This window comes from uncultured Cellulomonas sp. (assembly GCF_963527515.1).
Taxonomy (GTDB): domain Bacteria; phylum Actinomycetota; class Actinomycetes; order Actinomycetales; family Cellulomonadaceae; genus Cellulomonas.
On the sequence record NZ_CAURTV010000002.1, the window covers coordinates 34761 to 53509 of the forward strand.

The 18749-nt window shown below is 71.5% G+C and carries 25 protein-coding genes and 1 pseudogene; 8 read left to right on the forward strand and 18 right to left on the reverse strand.

Annotated elements, in window-relative coordinates; all coding sequences use genetic code 11:
- Positions 1-123 precede the first annotated feature (123 nt).
- The 3 genes from RYN42_RS00945 to RYN42_RS00955 are packed head-to-tail and all read right to left on the reverse strand — an operon-like array spanning position 124 to position 2443.
- On the reverse strand, positions 124-546 hold the full coding sequence (locus tag RYN42_RS00945; RefSeq protein WP_315092944.1) for a DUF3237 family protein: 423 nt from the start codon (positions 544-546) through the stop codon (positions 124-126).
- On the reverse strand, positions 543-1439 hold the full coding sequence (locus RYN42_RS00950; RefSeq protein WP_315092945.1) for an alpha/beta hydrolase: 897 nt from the start codon (positions 1437-1439) through the stop codon (positions 543-545). Before RYN42_RS00950 ends, RYN42_RS00945 begins: the two co-directional genes overlap by 4 nt.
- Entirely contained in the window at positions 1436-2443 is a 1008-nt protein-coding gene (locus tag RYN42_RS00955) for a LacI family DNA-binding transcriptional regulator (protein WP_315092947.1), read from the reverse strand. The genes RYN42_RS00950 and RYN42_RS00955 overlap by 4 nt, the downstream gene beginning before the upstream one ends.
- Before the next feature lie 189 nt (positions 2444-2632).
- Between RYN42_RS00955 and RYN42_RS00960 the strand changes: the two genes are divergently transcribed.
- Positions 2633-3391, forward strand: coding sequence for a DUF899 family protein (locus RYN42_RS00960; RefSeq protein WP_315092949.1), 759 nt, complete (start codon positions 2633-2635; stop codon positions 3389-3391).
- On the opposite strand, the pseudogene RYN42_RS20235 reads toward RYN42_RS00960, so the two are convergent.
- The 4 genes and pseudogenes from RYN42_RS20235 to RYN42_RS00975 form a co-directional block, all read right to left on the reverse strand.
- Positions 3391-3453 (reverse strand): annotated as a pseudogene (locus RYN42_RS20235) (H-X9-DG-CTERM domain-containing protein); the annotation flags it as partial. The gene RYN42_RS00960 and the pseudogene RYN42_RS20235 overlap by 1 nt on opposite strands.
- A 15-nt stretch (positions 3454-3468) precedes the next feature.
- Positions 3469-3591, reverse strand: coding sequence for a hypothetical protein (locus RYN42_RS00965; protein WP_315092951.1), 123 nt, complete (start codon positions 3589-3591; stop codon positions 3469-3471).
- Positions 3592-3640: 49 nt separating this feature from the next.
- Complete coding sequence (locus tag RYN42_RS00970) at positions 3641-4297, reverse strand: Type 1 glutamine amidotransferase-like domain-containing protein (protein WP_315092952.1); 657 nt, start codon at positions 4295-4297, stop codon at positions 3641-3643.
- A 141-nt stretch (positions 4298-4438) separates the two neighbouring features.
- Entirely contained in the window at positions 4439-5002 is a 564-nt protein-coding gene (locus RYN42_RS00975; protein ID WP_315092953.1) for an NUDIX hydrolase, read from the reverse strand.
- A 263-nt stretch (positions 5003-5265) separates the two neighbouring features.
- Here RYN42_RS00975 and RYN42_RS00980 point away from each other — a divergent pair, with 263 nt between their 5' ends.
- Positions 5266-6732: an endo-1,4-beta-xylanase gene (locus tag RYN42_RS00980; RefSeq protein ID WP_315092954.1), complete on the forward strand. Its 1467-nt coding sequence runs from the start codon at positions 5266-5268 to the stop codon at positions 6730-6732.
- A 71-nt stretch (positions 6733-6803) separates the two neighbouring features.
- Positions 6804-8291 (forward strand): non-reducing end alpha-L-arabinofuranosidase family hydrolase, encoded by a 1488-nt coding sequence (locus RYN42_RS00985; RefSeq protein ID WP_315092956.1) that lies wholly within the window; start codon positions 6804-6806, stop codon positions 8289-8291.
- Between the two features lie 47 nt (positions 8292-8338).
- Here RYN42_RS00985 and RYN42_RS00990 read toward each other — a convergent pair whose 3' ends face one another.
- From RYN42_RS00990 to RYN42_RS01000, 3 genes are read right to left on the reverse strand one after another with little or no spacing between them, the layout of a single operon-like run.
- Positions 8339-8881 carry an ATP-binding protein gene (locus RYN42_RS00990; RefSeq protein ID WP_315092958.1) on the reverse strand — a complete coding sequence of 181 codons (543 nt, stop codon included), beginning with the start codon at positions 8879-8881 and terminating at the stop codon, positions 8339-8341.
- A 17-nt stretch (positions 8882-8898) separates the two neighbouring features.
- Positions 8899-9576: a cation transporter gene (locus RYN42_RS00995; protein ID WP_315093107.1), complete on the reverse strand. Its 678-nt coding sequence runs from the start codon at positions 9574-9576 to the stop codon at positions 8899-8901.
- Entirely contained in the window at positions 9573-9902 is a 330-nt protein-coding gene (locus RYN42_RS01000; protein ID WP_315092959.1) for a metalloregulator ArsR/SmtB family transcription factor, read from the reverse strand. The genes RYN42_RS00995 and RYN42_RS01000 overlap by 4 nt, the downstream gene beginning before the upstream one ends.
- An 85-nt stretch (positions 9903-9987) precedes the next feature.
- On the opposite strand from RYN42_RS01000, the gene RYN42_RS01005 reads away from it, so the two are divergent.
- A complete protein-coding gene (locus RYN42_RS01005; RefSeq protein WP_315092961.1) occupies positions 9988-10614 on the forward strand; it encodes a DUF4126 domain-containing protein in 627 nt (208 codons plus the stop codon).
- Between the two features lie 4 nt (positions 10615-10618).
- Here RYN42_RS01005 and RYN42_RS01010 read toward each other — a convergent pair whose 3' ends face one another.
- Positions 10619-10840 (reverse strand): hypothetical protein, encoded by a 222-nt coding sequence (locus RYN42_RS01010; RefSeq protein ID WP_315092963.1) that lies wholly within the window; start codon positions 10838-10840, stop codon positions 10619-10621.
- A gap of 130 nt (positions 10841-10970) precedes the next feature.
- Here RYN42_RS01010 and RYN42_RS01015 point away from each other — a divergent pair, with 130 nt between their 5' ends.
- The 4 genes from RYN42_RS01015 (at position 10971) to RYN42_RS01030 (ending at position 14962) form a co-directional block, all read left to right on the forward strand.
- Positions 10971-12383 carry a hypothetical protein gene (locus RYN42_RS01015; protein ID WP_315092965.1) on the forward strand — a complete coding sequence of 471 codons (1413 nt, stop codon included), beginning with the start codon at positions 10971-10973 and terminating at the stop codon, positions 12381-12383.
- Positions 12384-12443: 60 nt separating this feature from the next.
- Positions 12444-13214 carry a hypothetical protein gene (locus tag RYN42_RS01020; protein ID WP_315092966.1) on the forward strand — a complete coding sequence of 257 codons (771 nt, stop codon included), beginning with the start codon at positions 12444-12446 and terminating at the stop codon, positions 13212-13214.
- Entirely contained in the window at positions 13211-14155 is a 945-nt protein-coding gene (locus RYN42_RS01025) for a hypothetical protein (RefSeq protein ID WP_315092968.1), read from the forward strand. Before RYN42_RS01020 ends, RYN42_RS01025 begins: the two co-directional genes overlap by 4 nt.
- Before the next feature lie 75 nt (positions 14156-14230).
- On the forward strand, positions 14231-14962 hold the full coding sequence (locus RYN42_RS01030) for a hypothetical protein (RefSeq protein WP_315092970.1): 732 nt from the start codon (positions 14231-14233) through the stop codon (positions 14960-14962).
- A 13-nt stretch (positions 14963-14975) separates the two neighbouring features.
- Here the strand turns inward: RYN42_RS01030 and RYN42_RS01035 are convergent, their stop codons facing one another.
- From RYN42_RS01035 to RYN42_RS01065, 7 genes are all read right to left on the reverse strand, one after another.
- Positions 14976-15695 (reverse strand): DUF998 domain-containing protein, encoded by a 720-nt coding sequence (locus tag RYN42_RS01035; RefSeq protein WP_315092971.1) that lies wholly within the window; start codon positions 15693-15695, stop codon positions 14976-14978.
- An 88-nt stretch (positions 15696-15783) separates the two neighbouring features.
- Complete coding sequence (locus tag RYN42_RS01040) at positions 15784-16161, reverse strand: hypothetical protein (protein ID WP_315092973.1); 378 nt, start codon at positions 16159-16161, stop codon at positions 15784-15786.
- Positions 16162-16179: 18 nt separating this feature from the next.
- On the reverse strand, positions 16180-16512 hold the full coding sequence (locus tag RYN42_RS01045; RefSeq protein ID WP_315092975.1) for a YnfA family protein: 333 nt from the start codon (positions 16510-16512) through the stop codon (positions 16180-16182).
- Positions 16513-16531: 19 nt separating this feature from the next.
- Complete coding sequence (locus RYN42_RS01050) at positions 16532-16765, reverse strand: rhodanese-like domain-containing protein (RefSeq protein ID WP_315092976.1); 234 nt, start codon at positions 16763-16765, stop codon at positions 16532-16534.
- Positions 16766-16792: 27 nt separating this feature from the next.
- Positions 16793-17080 (reverse strand): hypothetical protein, encoded by a 288-nt coding sequence (locus RYN42_RS01055; RefSeq protein ID WP_315092978.1) that lies wholly within the window; start codon positions 17078-17080, stop codon positions 16793-16795.
- A gap of 78 nt (positions 17081-17158) precedes the next feature.
- Entirely contained in the window at positions 17159-17929 is a 771-nt protein-coding gene (locus tag RYN42_RS01060; RefSeq protein ID WP_315092980.1) for a MerR family transcriptional regulator, read from the reverse strand.
- Positions 17930-17990: 61 nt separating this feature from the next.
- The gene (locus tag RYN42_RS01065) at positions 17991-18743 is read right to left on the reverse strand and encodes a class I SAM-dependent methyltransferase (RefSeq protein WP_315092981.1); all 753 of its coding nucleotides are present in this window, start codon (positions 18741-18743) and stop codon (positions 17991-17993) included.
- Positions 18744-18749 lie beyond the last annotated feature (6 nt).

The window sequence follows — 18749 nt, forward strand, 5'->3', positions numbered from 1 at the left end:
TAATACGAAGCGTTTAAGCACCACTTTTGGCCGTCTATACCGGTGTAGAAGCCCCGTTCGGGCGGATGTGGCCCTCGCGCCCGTAGCGGCACTGAGTGCACATTACGAAAGTTTCGACGCCGCTCACTCGCTCCAGCCGACGCGGTGCACCTCGACGCGCACGGAGTTCTGGTGCAGCCGTGGGACCAGGAGCCCCACGAAGACCCCCGTGCGCAGCCACACCGGGCCACCGTCGCCCACGTCGAACTGCGGGCTCGTGAGGATGGGCAGCCGCGGGTCGGGCTCGTGCACCGCGGTGTTCGTGACGGACACCGCGGAGCCGTCGAGCAGCCGCAGCTCGTACCGCGCCCACAGCTCCGCGGACCCGTCGGATCGCTGCAGGTTCCAGTCCGCGCCGCCCGGCAGCACATGGCCCTCGAGCCGGCCGGACACCGTGCCGCCCACCACCGGGATCACCCGGCGCCGCCCGGTCGGCGTCGTGCCGACGTCGACGACCTCGCCCAGCAGGGCGTCGATCGTGAACAGGTGCTCGCCGGTCAGCCTCATGCAGGTGCCTTCGTGGTCAGGACCCGGCGCAGGAACGCCGCCATCCGGTGCCAGGCGTCGACCGCCTGCTCCTGCGGACCGTCGTGGGTGAAGCCGTGACCGCAGCCCGGGTACACGGCGTGCTCCGTCTCAACGCCCGCCGCGCGGAGCCGACCCGCGTACCGGTCGCCCTCCGCGCGCAGGAGGTCGTTCTCGGCGGTGATGACGAGGGTCGGCGGCAGCCCGGCCAGGTCCGGGGCCAGGGCCGGGGACGCCAGCTCGTCCGCGCCGTCGCGCAGGTCCGGGAGGTACCAGGCGTCGAACCGCGCGCCGACGGCCGCGAGCGCGACCGCACCGGGGTCGTCCCGGACGGCACCGGTGAGCTTCGCGTCCGGGCGCACCGAGAGTTCGAGCGGTGCGTAGTCGACGACGACCCCGCGCAGCCGCGGACCACCTCGTCGGCGCGCCAGGAGAGCGGCCGCGGCGGCGAGGTTGCCGCCGGCGCTGTGCCCGCCGACCGCCAGCCGCGAGGCGTCGACGCCGAGGTCCGCGCCGTGCTCTGCGAGCCAGGCCAGCAGGTCGGAGGTCTGGTGCACCGCGGCGGGGTAGGGGTGCTCCGGCGCCAGGACGTAGTCGAGGTTGATCACCGCGCACCCCGCCGCGTCCGCGAGGAATCGGCAGTACGGGTCGTCACCCTCCCAGTCGCCGAGCACGAAGCCGCCGCCGTGCAGGTTCACGAACACCCCCGGCAGGGCCTCCACACCGGCGGGCCGGTAGAGCATGAGCTCGCCGACGGGCCCGGTGACCGTCTCGTACGTGCCCACCGGCAGCTCGGGCATGACCCGCAGCCGCGACCCCGCGTGCCGCTGCGCCTCCGTGCGGAACAGCCGCACCTCCTCGGACGTGTCGGTCACCGGGGCGGGGTGCTCTCGCGCTCGATGAGCCGCAGGTCCGCGACGTGCAGGACCGGCGGACCCTGCTCGGCGCCGGTGTCGAGCCGGCGGCGCATGAGGTCGACGGCGACCTCGGCGATCTCGCGCCGCCCCGGGTCGATCGTCGTCAGCGTCGGGACCGAGAACCGGGCGTCCTCGATGTCGTCGAACCCGACGACGCCCACGTCGCGGGGGATCGCCAGGCCGCGGACCTGCAGCTCGTGCATCGCACCGATGGCCAGCGCGTCGTTGAACGCGACCACGCCGTCCACCTCGACCCCCGAGTCGAGCACCGCGGCCATCGCCCGCGCCCCGTTGCTCCGGTGCCAGCCGGCGTCGGCCCAGCCGAGCAGACGCGCGTCGACCTCCAGGCCGCGGGCCTCCAGCGCCTCCCGGTAGCCGGTGAACCGCAGGGTGGCGGACCCCGCCGTCGGCGCGTGGAGCATGCCCAGGGCGGCGATGTGCCGCCGACCGGCGTCGAGGAGGAGGTCGGTGGCAGCCCGCGCGCCCTCGACGTTGTGCATCGTCACGTGGTCGACCCGGTCGGAGAAGATCTGCTCGCCCAGGAGCACCAGGGGGTAGTCGAGCCCCTCCAGGAGGTGGGCGTCGGCCTGCTCGAGGGTCGCCGGGCTGAACACCAGTCCGTCGACCAGCCGACCGCGCGGCACGCGCAGCGCCTCGAGCTCGCCCTCGCGCGTGAAGCCCGTCGGCTCGATGAGCACCTGCAGGCCCTGCCGTCGGGCAGCGGCGAGGACCTCGTCGGCAAGCTCCCCGAAGTACGGCTGACCCAGCTCGGGGACCGCCAGCGCGATCACGCCGCTGCGCCCGGAGCGCAGGATCCGCGCCTGCACGTTGATCTCGTACCCGAGGGCGTCGACGGCCGCGAGCACCCGCTCGCGCGTGGAGTCCCGGATGTAGGGGTAGCCGCTGAGCACGTTGGAGACGGTCTTCTTGGAGACGCCCGCCTGCCGAGCGACGTCCGCCATCGTCGCCACAGCGGCCCCCCAACTCGTCGTCGCACCGGCAGCCCGTGCACCGGTCCGGCGCGGCTCTCCCGAGAAGGTCGCAATCTATCGCCGCGTGCGAGGTCGTCCTCGAGATTCGGCAGAAGTGTCGATCTCCGCCGGCCCTGGGAGTCTGACCAAGTGACCGTCGTCGACACCACGGAGGACACCATGACGACCACCACCGCACACCCGCCCGTCGTCGACCTGGCCACCTGGCAGGCCGCCCGCGACGAGCTCCTGGTCCGCGAGAAGGCGCACACGCACGAGGGCGACGCGATCGCGGCAGCACGACGCCGGCTGCCGATGGTCGAGCTCGACGGCTCGCTGGAGGTCGTCGGCCCCGACGGCCCGGTCCCGTTCCTGGACCTGTTCGAGGGTCGCGACGAGCTCCTGGTCTACAAGCACATGTGGCACGACGGCGCACCGCACCAGGGCCAGTGCGAGGGCTGCACCGTCTCGGCGTGGCACCTGAAGGACGCCGTCTACCTGCGCGCCCGGGGCGTCTCGTTCGCCGTCCTGACCACCGGCGCGTGGGACGAGGTCGCCCCGTACGTCGAGTTCATGGGCTACACCGAGCCCTGGTACTCCGTGCGCGGCGTCGACGCTCCCCTCGGTGCCGACATGGGGTCGCTCGCGTGCTTCTTGCGCCAGGGCGACCGCGTGTTCCTCACCTACACCACGACGGGTCGCGGGGTGGAGGCGGCCGCCGGGTCCTTCGCCCTGCTCGACATGACGCCGTACGGACGGCGCGAGGCCTGGCAGGACGACCCCGAGGGCTGGCCGGAGGGGAACGACCCCTGCTGGTACTGGCGCTCTGACGCCGACGGGAACGCCGGCTGGGCCCAGACCACCCGCCCCGTGCCGCAGTGGACCCGCCCCGGCGCGACACCGGTGCAGACCCTCGGCCGGCACGGCGACCACCACTGACGCACCCGTCCATCCCCGAGAACAACGTGGGTGCCGTTCTGGTGCCTCCAGGCAGCACCCACGTTGTTCTCGGCCGGCTAGGGCTGGAGCCGCAGGAGTCCCGCGTGCGTCGGAGCGAAGCCGCGGCGTTCCAGCTCCTCGGCGACCGTGGTCTTTCCGGTGCCGGAGAGGCCTTCGATCAGGTAGTTCGTCCTGCCCACGGGCCGGAACGTAGCAGCCGAGCAGCTCCGGCTCATCCGGATATCGGCACTACAGCTGGACCCATCTCCCCTCAGAGACCACCTCGACCACGCCGTCGACCACGCTGATGGCGGTCTGCTCGTCGATGGCGTACGCCGGCGCACCGAGTTCCGCCGCCCACCGCCGGGCGGCCTCCAGGGTGTTGCTCGGGAAGGCGTCCAGGTGCGGGAAGATCGAGAAGTCGACGACGCCCAGCGTGCGGTCGTCCGGAGCGGACGGCCACTCCACGAACAACGACCCGATCCGCGGCGTCATCACCATGCTCCCCGCACTCACGCCCACCCAGACCGTGTCCGCCAGCGAGGGCAGCAGGTCGGCCAGCCCGGACTCCCGTACCCAGTGGCTCAGGTACGTCGCGTCCCCGCCGTCGACCAGGAGGACGTCCGTCTCCCGCACCCAGGGGACCCACCGGTCAGCGCCGATCGACGGCAGGGCGGTGAGCTCGAGAACCCCGAGCGACGCCCAGCCCAGGCCGGTGAAGTGCGCGAAGCCCGGCTCGGCGGCGACCAGGCCGCGCACGGATCCAGGCCCGCACATCGGGTGGCCCCACTGCGCCGTCGGGACGACCAGGGCGTGGGACTCCTCGATCGGCTTCCCGAGCATCCGGAGCAGTGCCGCGTGGATGCTGGGGTTGGTGACGCCGCCTGAGGTGAGCAAGAGCTTCACGATGCCTCCCGGTCCGCGCGGGCGACCCGCACGCTCAGAGCATCCCGCATCCCGACCCGCTGCAGGGGCGATCGCGGGTGTGGCCGCGCCTGCAGGACGACGGGCTCGGACCGGCGTTCCGCGCGTGAGCCCGTGCTCGACCTAGTGCAGAAGGCCGAGCAGGTCGAGCGCCTGGTACCCGAGGTCCGTGTCGGTCAGGGCACCCGCGCGAAGCTGCGCACGGAAGTCCGCGAGGCTCACCAGGCGCGGCTCGCAGAACTCGTCCTCGCCCGGCGACGGCAGGCCGACCCGGACGCAGTCCCGCGCCACCGCGACGTGACGGACCGTGGTCGCGGTCGCCGACAGGTACGTGCCGCCGAGCACCTCCACCTCGCCGGCGAACCCCGTCTCCTCCCTCAGCTCTCGCAGTGCGGCTGCGGCGACGTCCTCGCCGTCGTCTACGTAGCCGCCCGGCATCTCGTCCAGGATCAGGCCCGGCCCCGGCCGGAACTGGCGCACGAGGAGGACCCGGCCGTCGGGCGTCAGCGCCAGGACGGCCACCGTGCGTCCGCCGATCACGACGTCCCAGTCGCTGTCGCGTCCGTCCGGGAGCCGGTACCGCCTGGTGGCCAGCCGTAGGTGGCCGGACGGCGCGGTGAACCCGGTCTCACTCACCATCGTCCACGGACGGACCGCCGGCCCGGGTCGTCCGTGCAGCTCGGTCACGGTGATCCCCCTCGGCCGCTCTTCTCCAGTCGCACGGTAGACCTCGTCGCCACCGCCTCGCATTAATCGATTTGGCACCTGGTCACCCTCCTAGCGCCCTGTGCCACAGTGGCGGCGGCCCGCGGTGTTAGCGCTAACACGGTGGCCGGACGGCAGAGGACGGCCACGCGCGACAACGGTGTCGACAACGGTGTCGAGCGGCCCCGCACACCCATCCCTGGACAGCACGCCTCGCGTGCCGTCCCGACGGAGAGCGAGACATCATGCGCACGACCCACGAACCACACCGCCCCGGCTGGAGGAGACAGGCCGCGGCGCTCGTCGCGACCACCGGCCTGGTGCTCTCGGCATTCGTCGCCCTGGCCGGGCCGGCCCAGGCGGCCTCGACGCTCGGAGCGTCGGCGGCGGAGAAGGGCCGCTACTTCGGGACGGCGATCGCGGCCGGGAGGATGAGCGACTCGACGTACATCGGGATCGCCAACCGCGAGTTCGGCATGATCACCGCGGAGAACGAGATGAAGTGGGACGCGACGGAGCCATCGCAGAACTCGTTCAGCTACAGCCGCGGGGACCAGATCGTGAACTGGGCCCGCAGCAACGGCAAGCAGGTCCGCGGGCACGCGCTGCTCTGGCACGCCCAGATGCCCGGGTGGGCCCAGAACCTGTCCGGCAGCGCCCTGCGCAACGCCGCCATCAACCACGTCACCAAGGTCGCCACCTACTACCGCGGCAAGATCCACTCCTGGGACGTGGTCAACGAGGCGTTCGCGGACGACGGCCGCGGCAGCCGTCGCGACTCCAGCCTGCAGCGCACCGGCAACGACTGGATCGAGGCCGCCTTCCGCGCCGCTCGCGCCGCCGACCCGGGGGCCAAGCTCTGCTACAACGACTACAACACCGACGGGATCAACGCCAAGTCCACGGGCATCTACACCATGGTCCGCGACTTCAAGGCCCGGGGCGTCCCGATCGACTGCGTCGGCTTCCAGGCGCACCTCGGCACGAGCATGCCGGGCGACTTCCAGGCCAACCTGCAGCGCTTCGCCGACCTCGGCGTGGACGTCCAGATCACCGAGCTCGACATCCAGCAGGGTGGTAACCAGGCCAGCATGTACGCCGCGGTGACCAACGCCTGCCTGGCCGTGGCCCGGTGCAACGGCATCACGGTCTGGGGCGTGCGCGACTCCGACTCGTGGCGCACCGGGGCCAACCCGCTGCTGTTCGACGCCTCCGGCAACAAGAAGCCTGCCTACACGTCCGTCCTGAACGCGCTCAACGCGGGCAGCAGCAACGGCTCCATCGACACCGGCGCCTGGTACGTGCTCCTCAACCGCAACAGCGGCAAGGCGCTCGACGTGTACAACTTCGCCACCAACGACGGTGCCCGCATCACCCAGTGGAGCCGGAACGACGGCAACCAGCAGCAGTGGCAGTTCGTCAGCACCGGCGACGGGTACTACGAGATCAGGTCCCGGCTGTCCGGGAAGAACCTGGACGTCACCGCCAGGTCGACCGCTGACGGCGCTGCGATCGTGCAGTGGACCGACAACAACGGCACGAACCAGCAGTGGCGCGCGACGATCACCAACGGGTACGCCTCGCTGATCAGCCGGAACAGCGGCAAGGCGCTCGAGGTGCAGGGCGCCTCGACGGCCGACGGCGCCAACATCGTGCAGTACAGCAGCTGGAACGGTGCCAACCAGCAGTGGCAGCTCGTCCGCGTCGGATGACCGACACCCGCAAGCGGGGTGGGGTGCCGACCGGGCGCCCCACCCCCACGCCCCCCGAAGGAGTGGGACACATGAGAAGAAGCCCGAGCCAACCGCAACGTCGCTGGCAGGCGTTGCTCCTCGCGCTCGCCGTGGCCGTCACCGGTGCGGTCGCCGTGGTCGCGGCACCGGCGGCCACCGCCGCGACGATCGACACCTCGGCCTCCTACGTGCTGGTCAACCGGACCAGCGGCAAGGCGCTCGACGTCTACAACCTCGCGACGAACGACGGTGCCCGGATCGCGCAGTGGACCCGCAACGACGGCGCCCAGCAGCAGTGGCAGTTCGTCGACTCCGGCGGCGGCTACTACCGGCTCAAGTCACGTCTGTCCGGCAAGGTCCTCGACGTCTCCAGCCGCTCCACCGCCGACGGCGCCGCCCTCATCCAGTGGTCCGACGCCAACTCCACCAACCAGCAGTTCAGCATCCAGGACATCGACGGCTACATCCAGCTGATCGCCCGCCACAGCGGCAAGGCCGTCGAGGTGCAGGGCGCGTCGACCGCCGACGGCGCCAACGTCGTGCAGTACGCCGACTGGAACGGCGCCAACCAGCAGTGGCAGCTGGTCCGCCTCGGCGGCACCACCCCGACCACCCCGCCGCCGACCGGCTCGTGCACGCTGCCGTCGTCGTACCGGTGGACGTCCACGGGGGTGCTCGCCACCCCGCGAGCGGGCTGGGCCTCGCTCAAGGACTTCACCACGGCCGAGTACAACGGCCGACACCTGGTCTACGCGACGACGCACGACTTCGGCTCGTCCTGGGGCTCGATGAACTTCAGCCTCTTCTCGAGCTGGACCGACATGGGCTCCGCCTCGCAGAACGCCATGTCGAACGCCACCGTCGCACCCTCGCTGTTCTACTTCGCGCCGAAGAACATCTGGGTGCTCACCTACCAGTGGGGTCCGTCGGCGTTCATGTACCGCACGTCGAGCGACCCGACGAACGCCAACGGCTGGTCGGCGGCGAGCACCCTGTTCTCCGGGTCGATCTCCGGCTCCGGCACCGGTCCCATCGACCAGACGGTCATCGGTGACGGCACGAACATGTACCTGTTCTTCGCCGGCGACAACGGGAAGATCTACCGGGCCAGCATGCCGATCGGGAACTTCCCGGGCAGCTTCGGCTCGTCGTACACCACGATCATGAGCGACACCACGAACAACCTGTTCGAGGCGCCGCAGGTGTACAAGGTCAAGGGGCAGAACCAGTACCTGATGATCGTCGAGGCCATCGGCGCGAACGGTCGGTACTTCCGCTCGTTCACCGCCAGCAGCCTCTCCGGGTCCTGGACGCCGCAGGCCGCCACCGAGGGCAACCCGTTCGCCGGGAAGGCCAACAGCGGCGCGACGTGGACCAACGACATCAGCCACGGGGAGCTGATCCGCTCCAGCAACGACCAGACGATGACCATCGACCCCTGCAACCTGCAGCTGCTCTACCAGGGACGTTCTCCCAGCTCCGGCGGGGACTACGGCCTGCTGCCGTACCGCCCGGGCCTGTTGACGCTGCAGCGCTGACGGGACCGTGAGGGAGGGCGGGCTCGCTTCGACGCGGGCCCGCCCTCTCACCTCGCGACGGCCGCGGGCCACCGGTGCCGACGCCAGTCCTCCCACGTGGCCCACCCAGCCGGGGGGTCGTCCACGGGTTCGCTCCCGTCCAGCTCACCCGCCGTCGGGACCTCGAACGCAGCCGCCCAGGTGGCGAGCTCCTCGTCGGACATGTCCCAGGTCGTGTGCGGTTCCTCGGCCCGCCGCCGATCGAGCCGGCTGCGCTGCTCCTGCGGCGTGAGCGCGAGGTAGCGCATCTCCACCCGCGCACCGACGCCGGCCGCGGCCTGCCGCAGCGCGGAGCGCTCGTCCCGGCTCCACAGGCCGAAGTCGATCACCACGTCGACGCCGACCTCCAGTGCGCGCACCGCGATCGCGATGAGCCGCCCCTCGATCACGTCGGTCGCGGACGACGGGTTGGCCGGGCCGTAGAGGGCCTTGACCCACTCGTCCTTGGTCAGGCGCAGCGCGTTCCGCTCGACCTCGATGCGGCGTGCCTCGGTCGTCTTCCCGGTCCCGGGCAGCCCTACCGTCAGGAACAGAGTGGGTCGTGTGGTCATCGGATCCCCCTGTGCGGTCAGTCGTCGCAGCAGGCGTCGTCGCAGTGCGCCGCGCCCCCGCCGACCAGCTGGGACACCGGGGTGCAGCAGGCGTCGCCCCTCCAGGCCTCGATGCCCTCCCGGATCGCGAACGCGGCGATGACCACGGCGGCCAGGGGGTCGGCCCACCACCAGCCCAGCGCACTGTTCAGCACGAGCCCGACCAGCAGGACCGCGGACAGGTAGGTGCAGAGCAGCGTCTGCCGGGAGTCGGCGACCGCGGAGGCCGACCCGAGCTCTCGGCCGGTGCGCCGTTCGCACCAGGACAGCAGCGGCATGACCGCCAGGCTGACCGCGGCGAGGATGATCCCGGCCGTGGAGTGCGCCGGCTCGACCGCGTCGAGGAGCGTCCGGGCGGCGTCCACGGTGACGAACGCGGCCAGGCCGAAGAACGACAGCGCGATGGCCCGCATCGCCGTGCGCTCGCGCGTGTGCGGGTCGGGCGCGGAGAACTGCCAGGCGACCGCGGCCGCGGACAGGACCTCCACGATCGAGTCGAGGCCGAACCCGATCAGCGCCGAGGAGGACGCCAGCCGGCCCGCCACCAGCGCGACACCGGCCTCGACCACGTTGTAGGTGATCGTCGCCGCGACCACCCACCGGATCCGGCGCTCGAGCAGTGCCCGGCGGGCGGGGAGGATCGAGATGCCGCTCATGCGCAGGCGCAGTCCGGACCGCAGCACGTGGGGTCCACCGCGAGCACGAGCTGCAGCAGGTCACCCAGGGCCGACGCCAGGTGCGGGTCGGTCAACCGGTACCAGGTCCGGCGCCCGTCGGGGATCGACTCGACCAGGCCGCAGCCGCGCAGGCAGGCGAGCTGGTTCGACATGACCTGCCGCGACACGCCCAGCGCGTCCGCCAGGTCCGACGGGTACGCCGGCGCCTCCCGCAGGGCCAGCAGGATCCGCGTGCGCGTCTCGTCGGACAGGGCGTGCCCCAACCGCGCGAGGGCGGAGGTGTGCGTCAGCGTCCCGGTCTCCATACCTCCCGACAGTACACGTTCCGCTGTACTCAGCGATCGTCAGTCGGAGGCGGCGTCGGCGGGATCGCAGTGGGATGCTGACCGCATGCTCGAGGCGCTCACCGGCACCGGCCTGGCCACCGCGGCCGGGCTCAACGCGTACATCCCGCTGATCGTCATCGGCGCGCTCGCGCGGTGGACGGACCTGGTGGACACGCCTGCCGGATGGGAGTGGCTCGGGAACGGCTGGGTCCTGACCGTGCTGGCCGTGCTCCTGGTGCTCGAGGTCGTCGCGGACAAGATCCCCGGCGTCGACAGTGTCAACGACGTCGTCCAGACGGTCGTGCGGCCCGCCGCGGGTGGCATCGCGTTCGGCGCGGGCTCCAGCTCGCAGACCGCCGTCGTCACCGATCCCGGCGCGTTCGTCGAGTCCGGTCAGTGGGTGCCGGTGGTCGTCGGGATCGTCCTGGCGCTCGTGGTGCACGGCGCGAAGGCGACCGCGCGGCCCGTCGTCAATGTCGCGACGCTCGGCGCCGGCGGTCCCGTGGTGAGCACCGTCGAGGACGCGACCAGCGTCGGGCTGTCGTTCGCGGCGATCCTGGCGCCCCTGCTGGTCCTGGTCGGGCTGGTGGGGCTCGTCGTCGCGTGGTTCCGCTTCCGCGCGCGACGCAGACGCGTCGCGTCGGCGGGGCCGACCTCGCCCGAGGTCTCACCGCCACCGTCGACATCGTGACGCGTCACTGGAGCGTGTAGTCACCCCGGACGACCTTGAGCGGCAGGCCGTCCACCTCGGCGGCGTCCAGCTCGGCGGGAAGTGCGGCGTCCGGGGAGACGGTGACCTCGAGCACCAGACCGGAGTCGATCTGCTTCACGCCGACCGCGTTGACCCCCGCGAGACCCATGAGGTGCCCCTCGTGCGCGCGCTGGACGGCGACCGCCTCGTCGTACGTGAGTGCCATCGCCCCATCGTCCCACCGGCACCCTGACGCCGCCCGCCGTCGTCGGGCGTATCTGCGGCGTCGACGTGGCGCTCCTCTCTCGTGGGTGAGCGCCTGCTCATCCGACGGGATGGATACGAGGGGGTAAGCCATGCCATCCATCGCAGAGCTGGTCGCCATCAAGGAGCGTGTCGAGGCGGAGTACCTCGCACGGCCCGGGGTGACCGGCATCGATGTCGGGTACAAGGTCGTGGCGGGTGTGCAGACCGACGAGGTCGCCATCCGCGTGCACGTGGAGAAGAAGAAGGACACCGTGCCGAAGGCGCAACGGGTTCCGACGTCGATCGACGGCGCCGTGACCGACGTGCTGGAGCGCACCTACGAGCTGCAGGTGGTCCGCACGCCGCTGGACGTCAGCGTCCAGGCGGACACCACGCACTACGCCACCCTCCAGGGCGGCATCAGCATCGGCCCGAGCAGGGCGATCGGCGGCTTCGTCTACGCCGGCACGCTGGGCGCGATCGTCACCGACAACGTCAGCGGCCAGAAGGCGGCGGTGACCAACTTCCACGTGGCGTGCGTCGACAGCGGGTGGAACGTGGGCGACCGCCAGGTGCAGCCCAGCCGCGTCGACACCGGTACGGTTCCCGGCGACGAGTTCGGGGCGATCCTGCGGGCAGTCCTGTCGTCGCACATCGACGGCGCAGTCCTCTCGATCGACGCGGGCAGGACGACGTCGAGCACGATCGTCGACATCGGGACGGTCAACGGCACCAAGCCGGCGACGCTCGGGATGGCGGTCCGCAAGCGCGGACGCACGACCGGTCTGACGCACGGGTCCGTCGACGGGCTGTCCCTCACGGTGAACGTCGACTACGGCGACGGTCTGGGCGTCCACACCCTCACCGACCAGGTCAGCATCGCCACCGACACGGCGCAGAACCCGCTGTTCTCCGACCACGGCGACTCCGGTTCCGTGATCGTCGACTCGACCGGCGCCGTGGTGGCCCTGCTGTTCGCGGGATCCGGCACGAACACCGTCGGCAACCCGATCGCGAGCGTCCTGTCCGAGCTGAACATCGCGATCCCCCTGGGGAAGTCGATCTTCAAGGACATCAAGGACGGTCGCAAGGACTTCATCAAGGACAAGGACAAGGAGCTCCGCAAGGACATCATCAAGGACAAGGAGCTGCGGAAGGACGTCATCAAGGACAAGGAGCTCAAGAAGGAGCTCGTCATCGACGGGAAGCGGCTCAAGGACATCAGGGACGTGTACAAGTCGCCCGACATCCCTCCCTTCGACCCGAGCGACCCCGGCGAGGGGCCGGGCTTCGGTGGTGGCTTCGGTGGTGGATTCTCCGGCCGCCTTGCCGAGCTCGAGGGCAGGCTTGGCTCGCTCGAGAGCTTCATCTCGCCCGACCTGCGCCCGGACCTGACCTCCAGCGCGTTCAGCGCCGAGGAGGAGCTCTCGACCGACGAGATCGCGGCACTGCGTGCCGAGGCCGAACGGCAGGTCGCCGACGCCGCGGCCGCGAAGTCCGACCTCGACAACCTGCTGGGCTGAACAGCCGGCGACCCGGCCGGTGACGACCTCACCGGCCGGGTCCCCACCGAGGGGAACCCCATGTTCGTCATCCTGTGCGACCTCGACGACAGTGCGGCGCTGTGGCTGGACGCGCGATTCCGCGACGCCGGACAGAGCTGCACCCTCGTCACCTCCGGGCTGCTCTCGTTCGCTCGACGACGATCGCAGTGGATCGGCCGCGACGGCACGCGTGCGGTCGTCGACCTGGGCGACGCCGGAGTGATCGACCAACCCGACCTCGTCGTCAACAGGCTCGTGTCGCCGCCCGTCGCCGCGTGGCAGTGGGCGAGGCCGCAGGAGCGCGACTACGCCGGGGCGGAGATGACCGCGTTCACGCTGAGCTGGCTCGCGGCCGTGCCGGGGCCGATGCGCAACCGTCCCTCGCCCACCTGTCTCGCCGGCCCGTCACCGCACCCCCTGCGCGCCGCCGTCCTCGCGCACCGAGCAGGGCTCGACGTGCCCGACGCCGACTTCGGGGCGGTCACTCCCACGCTCGAGCTCCTCGAGGCCGCGGTGCGCAGTGGGGGACCTGCCGCGCGCGCGCTCCACCTCGTCGTCCTGGACGGACGGATCGTCGATGCCGACGGCGTCGAGCAGCGGGCCGGAGCCCGGATGCCCGAGGGCTTCTCGTCGGCGATCGCACGCCTCGCTGCCGCCGTGGGTGCCGCCGAGGGCCTGATCGGCGTCGACGTCGTGGTCGCAGGGAGTCGGTGGTGGTTCGCGGGCATGACTCCCCTGCCCGACCTGGCGTACGCGGGCGACGCCCTGGTCCAGGCCCTGGTCGGACTCGTGGAGAAGGTGCCGGCATGAGCGTCATGGTGTGGGGAGTGCCGACGGAGAGCCCGGTCGAGCTTCTGCTGGGAGCCCTGTCGCGGCGCGGCGCCGACCCGGTGGTGGTCCACCCCCGGCAGTTCCTGGAGCAGAGCGTCAACCTCGGCGTCTCCCACGGACAGCTCCGCGGGTCCATCCGGGTCCGGGACCGGACGACCGACATCGACGACCTGAGCGGCATCTACGTGCGGCCGATCGAGCCGGAGCTCGTGCCCGAGCTTCAGGGGGTGGCCGCCGACGACCCCGCGATGCGGCGGGCCCGCGCCGGGTTCGACGCGCTGATGGCGTTGACCGAAGCCGCTCCCGACGCGCTGGGCTGCAGGGTCGCGAGCCGGCTGTCCGCCATGGCCTCCAACATGTCGAAGCCGTACCAGGCGCAGCTGGTGCAGGAGGGCGGGTTCGACACCCCCGAGACGGTCGTCACCGACGATCCGGACGAGGCTCGCGCGTTCGTCCGTGCGCACCGCGGAGCGATCTACAAGTCGGTGAGCGGGGTCCGCTCGATCGTCAGCATCGTGGACCTGGACCGGGACGCCGAGCGGCTGGAGCTGATCCGCTGGTGCCCTGTGCAGTTCCAGGAGAACGTCCGGGGCCGCGACGTGCGCGTCCACGTGGTCGGCGACGAGGTGTACGCGGCGATCGTCGACTCCTCCGCGACCGACTACCGGTACGCGCGTGCCCAGGTGGGCGAGGACGCCGAGCTCGCGCCGTACGCGTTGGCCGACGACGTCGCCGAGCGGTGCGTCGGCCTCGCCCGCGACCTCGACCTGCCGTTCGCGGGCGTCGACCTCAAGCTCGCGGACGACGGGCGCATCGTCTGCTTCGAGGTGAACCCGTCGCCGGGGTACTCCTGGTACGAGACGGCCGCGGGGCTGCCGATCTCGGACGCCCTGGCCCGGTGGCTGATGCGGGCCGCGTAGACAGCGGCCGGCTCCCGACTCGGCCACACGGCTGAAAGGATCCCCGCCGTCGCACAGGTCTGCCAGGGTGGCCCGATGTCACGTCGGAGCCGGCAGCTCGTCGCCACCCTCGCGACCGCGCTCGTCCTTATGTCCGGCTGCCGAGGACCCGGCGACCAGCGTGCCATCGCCCCCACCGCGAGCGGGACAGACCTCTGCAACCACCCTCCGGACACGGGTGGTGGGGACGGCGGGCTGGGTGCCGGCTTCGGCTACTCCGACGAGCACCACGACTTCGGTGCGGGCGCACCGATGACCCTCTGCATGAACGTGCCCGGGGGCTCGGTGCACGTCGACGGGTCGGCGGTCCACATCGCCGTCGCTCCCGAGACCTTTCCGGGGCCGGGGACGCAGTTCACCTTCACGGTGACCGTGTCGTCGGGGCCGTCAGGAGGGCTCGACCTCGAGGTCGTCGACGACGACGGCGGTGTCGGCGTCCAGTTCCACGGGCCCGCGATCCAGACCGACGACACCGGCTGGTACTTCGGAGCCGAGCGCCCGACGACCGGGTCCCGCGGCCAGCAGCGCATCGTCGGCTGGTCCGTCGCAGACGAGACCCTCCACCTGTGGATCGACACCTGCGACGGAGACCCCGAAGGCGAGGTCGTCGAATCCGATGCCGACGTGACGGTCACGATCGTCTCGACGCGGCGCAACCCCGGCGACGCCTGTCAGGACTGCGTCGAGGTGACGCTCACCGAGCCCCTCGGGGCGCGGGTGCTGATCGACGGCGCGACCGGCCTCGAGCTCGAGCCGATGGAAGGGTGACCCGGCTGCGTGGTCACCTCGTGTATCGAGCACCCGCCGGCGGGCCAGTCAGTCGCGCGGTCACGATCTGCCATGCGGCGTAAGCCAGCACGAGGAGACGCTCGACCCCGCCGATCGGCGCGCCGGGACCCAAGGTGCCCCCGTTCCGCGACGTGAGAACAGCCTGCGCGACCATGAAGACGACGAGCGCCACGAGCGGCAGGGCGCCCGAGACGAGCAGGAGCGTCCGCTGCCGGCCCGCGGAACTGCGCGCGAGGTCCCGGTTGAGCAGAAGAGCTGCGACGGGCAGGAGCACGAGAGAGAGCCCGGCGCCCAGGCCGTGCAGGGTCCCGCTCGAGGACAGCTCGGACTGGGGGGTATCGATGGGGTCGGTGACGAAGATCGCGCCGACGCAGGTGCCGATCGACGCGAGCACCAGCAGCGCGACGGCGATCCGACCGGCCCGGCGGCGGAGCGGATCCGCCACCGCGACCGCCAGTGCTCCGCAGGCCAGTCCGGACAGCAGGAACGCGATCGTCATCACCCAGCCGTGCCGGCCGACCGCGTACTCGCTGGTCGTCTGCCACCGGATGGAGACCTCCGGCTTGAGGACGTGCAGGAGCGCCGTCAGCACCAGCGCCGCCGATCCGGACACCACGGCCGTCCGTGCGGCTCGTGCGCGACGGACGCCGGCAGCGGTCGTCGGGTCCACGGCAGGTGCGGCCGGACGGCGGGACGTCTCGTTCACGGGCATGGCTGTCTCCTCCACCGGACGCCGGTCGGCGTCCCTCACCCCTGGGTCGGAGCCGCCGGCCGATTCTCGACAGGGAGCGAGCGCGTCGCTACGCGACCACCCACCGGGTGATCAGCTCGAGCACGGCAGGGCGACGGGAGTCGAGCTCCGCGGGCAGCACCGAGACAGTCCCGCGGTCCCGGGTGATCCACTCGACCAGGTCGTCGCCGGGGAACGTGAAGTCCTCGGTGTCCTGCCGGACCTTGGCGCCGCGGTGCAGGATCAGCTGGATCCGGTCGGTCGGGCGCAGGTTGAAGGTCACGCGGTCGACGCCGTCGTAGGTGAAGCTCGGCGCCTTCCACTTGATCTGCTCTCCCACCTGCACGGGTAGCGACAGGATGTCCAGCCGCAGCGAGCGCACGTCGGCGGCGAGAGGGTGGTCGAGCTCGTCGAGGAATGCGTCCACAGCAGGGTTGCGGTTGGTCACGTTCGGCCTCTCGTCGGGTCAGGAGCGAGGTGCATACATGATGACGGCGACGCCGAGGAGGCAGATGGCGGCGCCGATGACGTCCCACCGGTCGGGCTGGAACTTGTCGACGGCCATGCCCCACGCCAGGGAGCCGGCCACGAAGATCCCCCCGTACGCGGCCAGGATGCGGCCGAAGTTCGCGTCCGGCTGCAGGGTCGCGACGAATCCGTACGCGCCCAGCGCGACCACTCCCGCCCCGATCCAGAGCACCCCACGGTGCTCTCGTACGCCCTGCCAGATCAGCCACGCGCCACCGATCTCGGCGACGGCCGCGACGGCGAACAGGAGCAGGGAGCGCAGCACGGTCATGGGAGCAGTCTGGCGCGGCTCAGCTCGCGGCCGCGGCACGCTCCATCGGCTGCCCGGCGGCCAACCAGTCGGCCTTGCCACCGACGTAGACGCGGACGTCGGTGTACCCGAGGCGGCGCAACGCCGAGGCGGTGACGGTGGAGCGGCCGCAGCCGGGGCCGGAGCAGTAGACGACGACCGTACGGTGCGGATCGGGTGCGAGGCGGGCTGCGTCGGCGGCGGTCAACTCGCCGCGGGAGATGACGGTGTGCATGCTGGGCTCCTCGTGCGGGTGTCGCGGTCAGCAGCCGCAGCCGGTGTCGCAGGCAGTCGACGCCGCTGCGGCGCGGCGTCGGCGCATCCACACCGCGACCCCCACCAGCCCACCCACAGCGAGGACCACGCCGACGGCGACGGCCTCTCCGCCGGCGAGGAAGGCCCCGACCCCCGCAGCCAGTCCGCCGGCGGCGATCAGCGGCAGCGAGCACGCGACCGCGCAGGCCACCGCGATGCCGGTCCCGGCCAGCAGGCCCCTCTTCTTGGCGCCGGGTGTGGTCGTCGCGTGATCGTGCGTGATGGGGGTGTTCACGGTGTCTCCTCGGTGGGTGCGGGCACAGGTGATCGCGGCCGGAACCCGTTCGGGTGCCGGTCCAGCAGTGCGGCGGGTTCAGGCGGCGGTGCCGAACATCGCCGCCACGACGTCAGCGGCGTTCGCAGGTGCCTGGATCTCGAGGCGGACCTGCTCGGTGGTCATCGTCAGGGTGAAGGTGAAGAAGGTGCAGCACTCCTGCTCGGCGGCGGCGAGTCGGGCGACCTCCGCGACGAGCTCGGGCGATGCGACGAACTGGAGGGCCACGCCGCCGGTGATCGGCTCCCGGCTGACCGCGCGGGCGACCAGCGCCTGCCAGTCGGAGATGCGGTCCGGCACAGCGCCGGCGTCCAGGGAACACGCGATCACCGGCACATCCGGTGCAGCGACAACCGGAGCGCGCGTCAGCGGGACGAAGGTGCGTCGGTCGGCCAACGGCTCGGACGCCGCGGTCGCGCACGGGCACCCGTCCCCGCAGGGACCCGAGGTCGCTGCGGCCGCGAGCCGGCCGGAGACGGTCTGCAGCTGGGCGGCCAGCGCGACCAGCTCACCGATGCGGCTCTGGGTCTCGGCCAGGCGCACGGCCACCATCTCCACGACGTGGTGGGCGACGGTCGAGCAGTCCTCGACGTCGTAGGCCTTCACCAGCTCCGCGACGTCCGCCAACGGGATGCCCAGGTTCTTGGTCGCGGTGATGAACCGGAGCCGCGCGAGATCGGCGTCCTCGTACGACCGGTACCCGTTGCTCCCTCGGGCGGGCTGGCCGACCAGACCGATGTCCTCGTAGTAGCGCAACGTCGTGGCAGGCACCCCCACGAGCTCGGCGACTTCAGCGATGCGGTAGCTCATGCCGCGACGGTAGACCTTCGACCCGAGTCGAAGGTCAAGCGCTCCGCGAGGTCTCGTCTCGTCAGTCCGCCTCGCAGACGCAGAGCTGGACCGCTGCATCCGCGGTGAACGGTCGACCGGACCAGTCGCCGAAGCGCTCGACGAGCCGGAGCCCACCCAGTGAGAGCAGCAACGGCAGCTCCTGGGGGAAGATGCTCCTCATCTCCAGCGGCGCGACGACGACGTCGGCGTCGTCATCGGTCGAGAAGTACCACCGCCCGCGCGTCACCTGCGCAGCCGCGTCGTAGGTCTCCGCAACATCGACGTGCACGACGCCGCGGTCGGGATCGACGAACGACAACGCGTCACGCCTGCGTCGGACGCCGTCGGCGTCGGCAAGCGCGCGCACCCTCGGGTTGAACACGTCGAGGACGAGCCGCGCTCCTGGCGCCAGGTGCCGTCGCACCGACCGGAAGCAGTCGACCAGGTCCCGCACCTCATGCAGATGGAGCAGCGAGTTGGCGGGGATGATCACGAGGTCGAACGTCCGGCCCAGGTCGAACGAGCGCATGTCGCCCTGCACCCACTCCAGCTCCACGCCGCGCTCGTCCGCCTTCCGCCGAGCCTCGGCAAGCATCGCCGGAGAGAGCTCGAGCCCCACGCACGGGTGTCCGTCGGACGCGATCGGGATCAGCTTGTGTCCGGTGCCGCACCCGAGCTCCAAGACGCGTCCGCCTTGCCGATCGGCCGCGGCCCTGTAGAAGTCGACGGCTGGCGCGCTGGCCGGGAACAACCGGTCGTACAGCCGCCCGTCCGAGTAGAACGGTTCGCTCATGACGCG

Bases quoted from the DNA above. Each gene is read 5' to 3' on its own strand.
- RYN42_RS00945 (WP_315092944.1), bottom strand. From the start codon at position 546: ATGAGGCTGACCGGCGAGCACCTGTTCACGATCGACGCCCTGCTGGGC.
- RYN42_RS00955 (WP_315092947.1), bottom strand. From the start codon at position 2,443: ATGGCGGACGTCGCTCGGCAGGCGGGCGTCTCCAAGAAGACCGTCTCC.
- RYN42_RS00960 (WP_315092949.1), top strand. From the start codon at position 2,633: ATGACGACCACCACCGCACACCCGCCCGTCGTCGACCTGGCCACCTGG.
- RYN42_RS00980 (WP_315092954.1), top strand. From the start codon at position 5,266: ATGCGCACGACCCACGAACCACACCGCCCCGGCTGGAGGAGACAGGCC.
- RYN42_RS00985 (WP_315092956.1), top strand. From the start codon at position 6,804: ATGAGAAGAAGCCCGAGCCAACCGCAACGTCGCTGGCAGGCGTTGCTC.
- RYN42_RS00990 (WP_315092958.1), bottom strand. From the start codon at position 8,881: ATGACCACACGACCCACTCTGTTCCTGACGGTAGGGCTGCCCGGGACC.
- RYN42_RS00995 (WP_315093107.1), bottom strand. From the start codon at position 9,576: ATGAGCGGCATCTCGATCCTCCCCGCCCGCCGGGCACTGCTCGAGCGC.
- RYN42_RS01000 (WP_315092959.1), bottom strand. From the start codon at position 9,902: ATGGAGACCGGGACGCTGACGCACACCTCCGCCCTCGCGCGGTTGGGG.
- RYN42_RS01005 (WP_315092961.1), top strand. From the start codon at position 9,988: ATGCTCGAGGCGCTCACCGGCACCGGCCTGGCCACCGCGGCCGGGCTC.
- RYN42_RS01010 (WP_315092963.1), bottom strand. From the start codon at position 10,840: ATGGCACTCACGTACGACGAGGCGGTCGCCGTCCAGCGCGCGCACGAG.
- RYN42_RS01015 (WP_315092965.1), top strand. From the start codon at position 10,971: ATGCCATCCATCGCAGAGCTGGTCGCCATCAAGGAGCGTGTCGAGGCG.
- RYN42_RS01020 (WP_315092966.1), top strand. From the start codon at position 12,444: ATGTTCGTCATCCTGTGCGACCTCGACGACAGTGCGGCGCTGTGGCTG.
- RYN42_RS01025 (WP_315092968.1), top strand. From the start codon at position 13,211: ATGAGCGTCATGGTGTGGGGAGTGCCGACGGAGAGCCCGGTCGAGCTT.
- RYN42_RS01030 (WP_315092970.1), top strand. From the start codon at position 14,231: ATGTCACGTCGGAGCCGGCAGCTCGTCGCCACCCTCGCGACCGCGCTC.
- RYN42_RS01035 (WP_315092971.1), bottom strand. From the start codon at position 15,695: ATGCCCGTGAACGAGACGTCCCGCCGTCCGGCCGCACCTGCCGTGGAC.
- RYN42_RS01045 (WP_315092975.1), bottom strand. From the start codon at position 16,512: ATGACCGTGCTGCGCTCCCTGCTCCTGTTCGCCGTCGCGGCCGTCGCC.
- RYN42_RS01050 (WP_315092976.1), bottom strand. From the start codon at position 16,765: ATGCACACCGTCATCTCCCGCGGCGAGTTGACCGCCGCCGACGCAGCC.
- RYN42_RS01060 (WP_315092980.1), bottom strand. From the start codon at position 17,929: ATGAGCTACCGCATCGCTGAAGTCGCCGAGCTCGTGGGGGTGCCTGCC.
- RYN42_RS01065 (WP_315092981.1), bottom strand. From the start codon at position 18,743: ATGAGCGAACCGTTCTACTCGGACGGGCGGCTGTACGACCGGTTGTTC.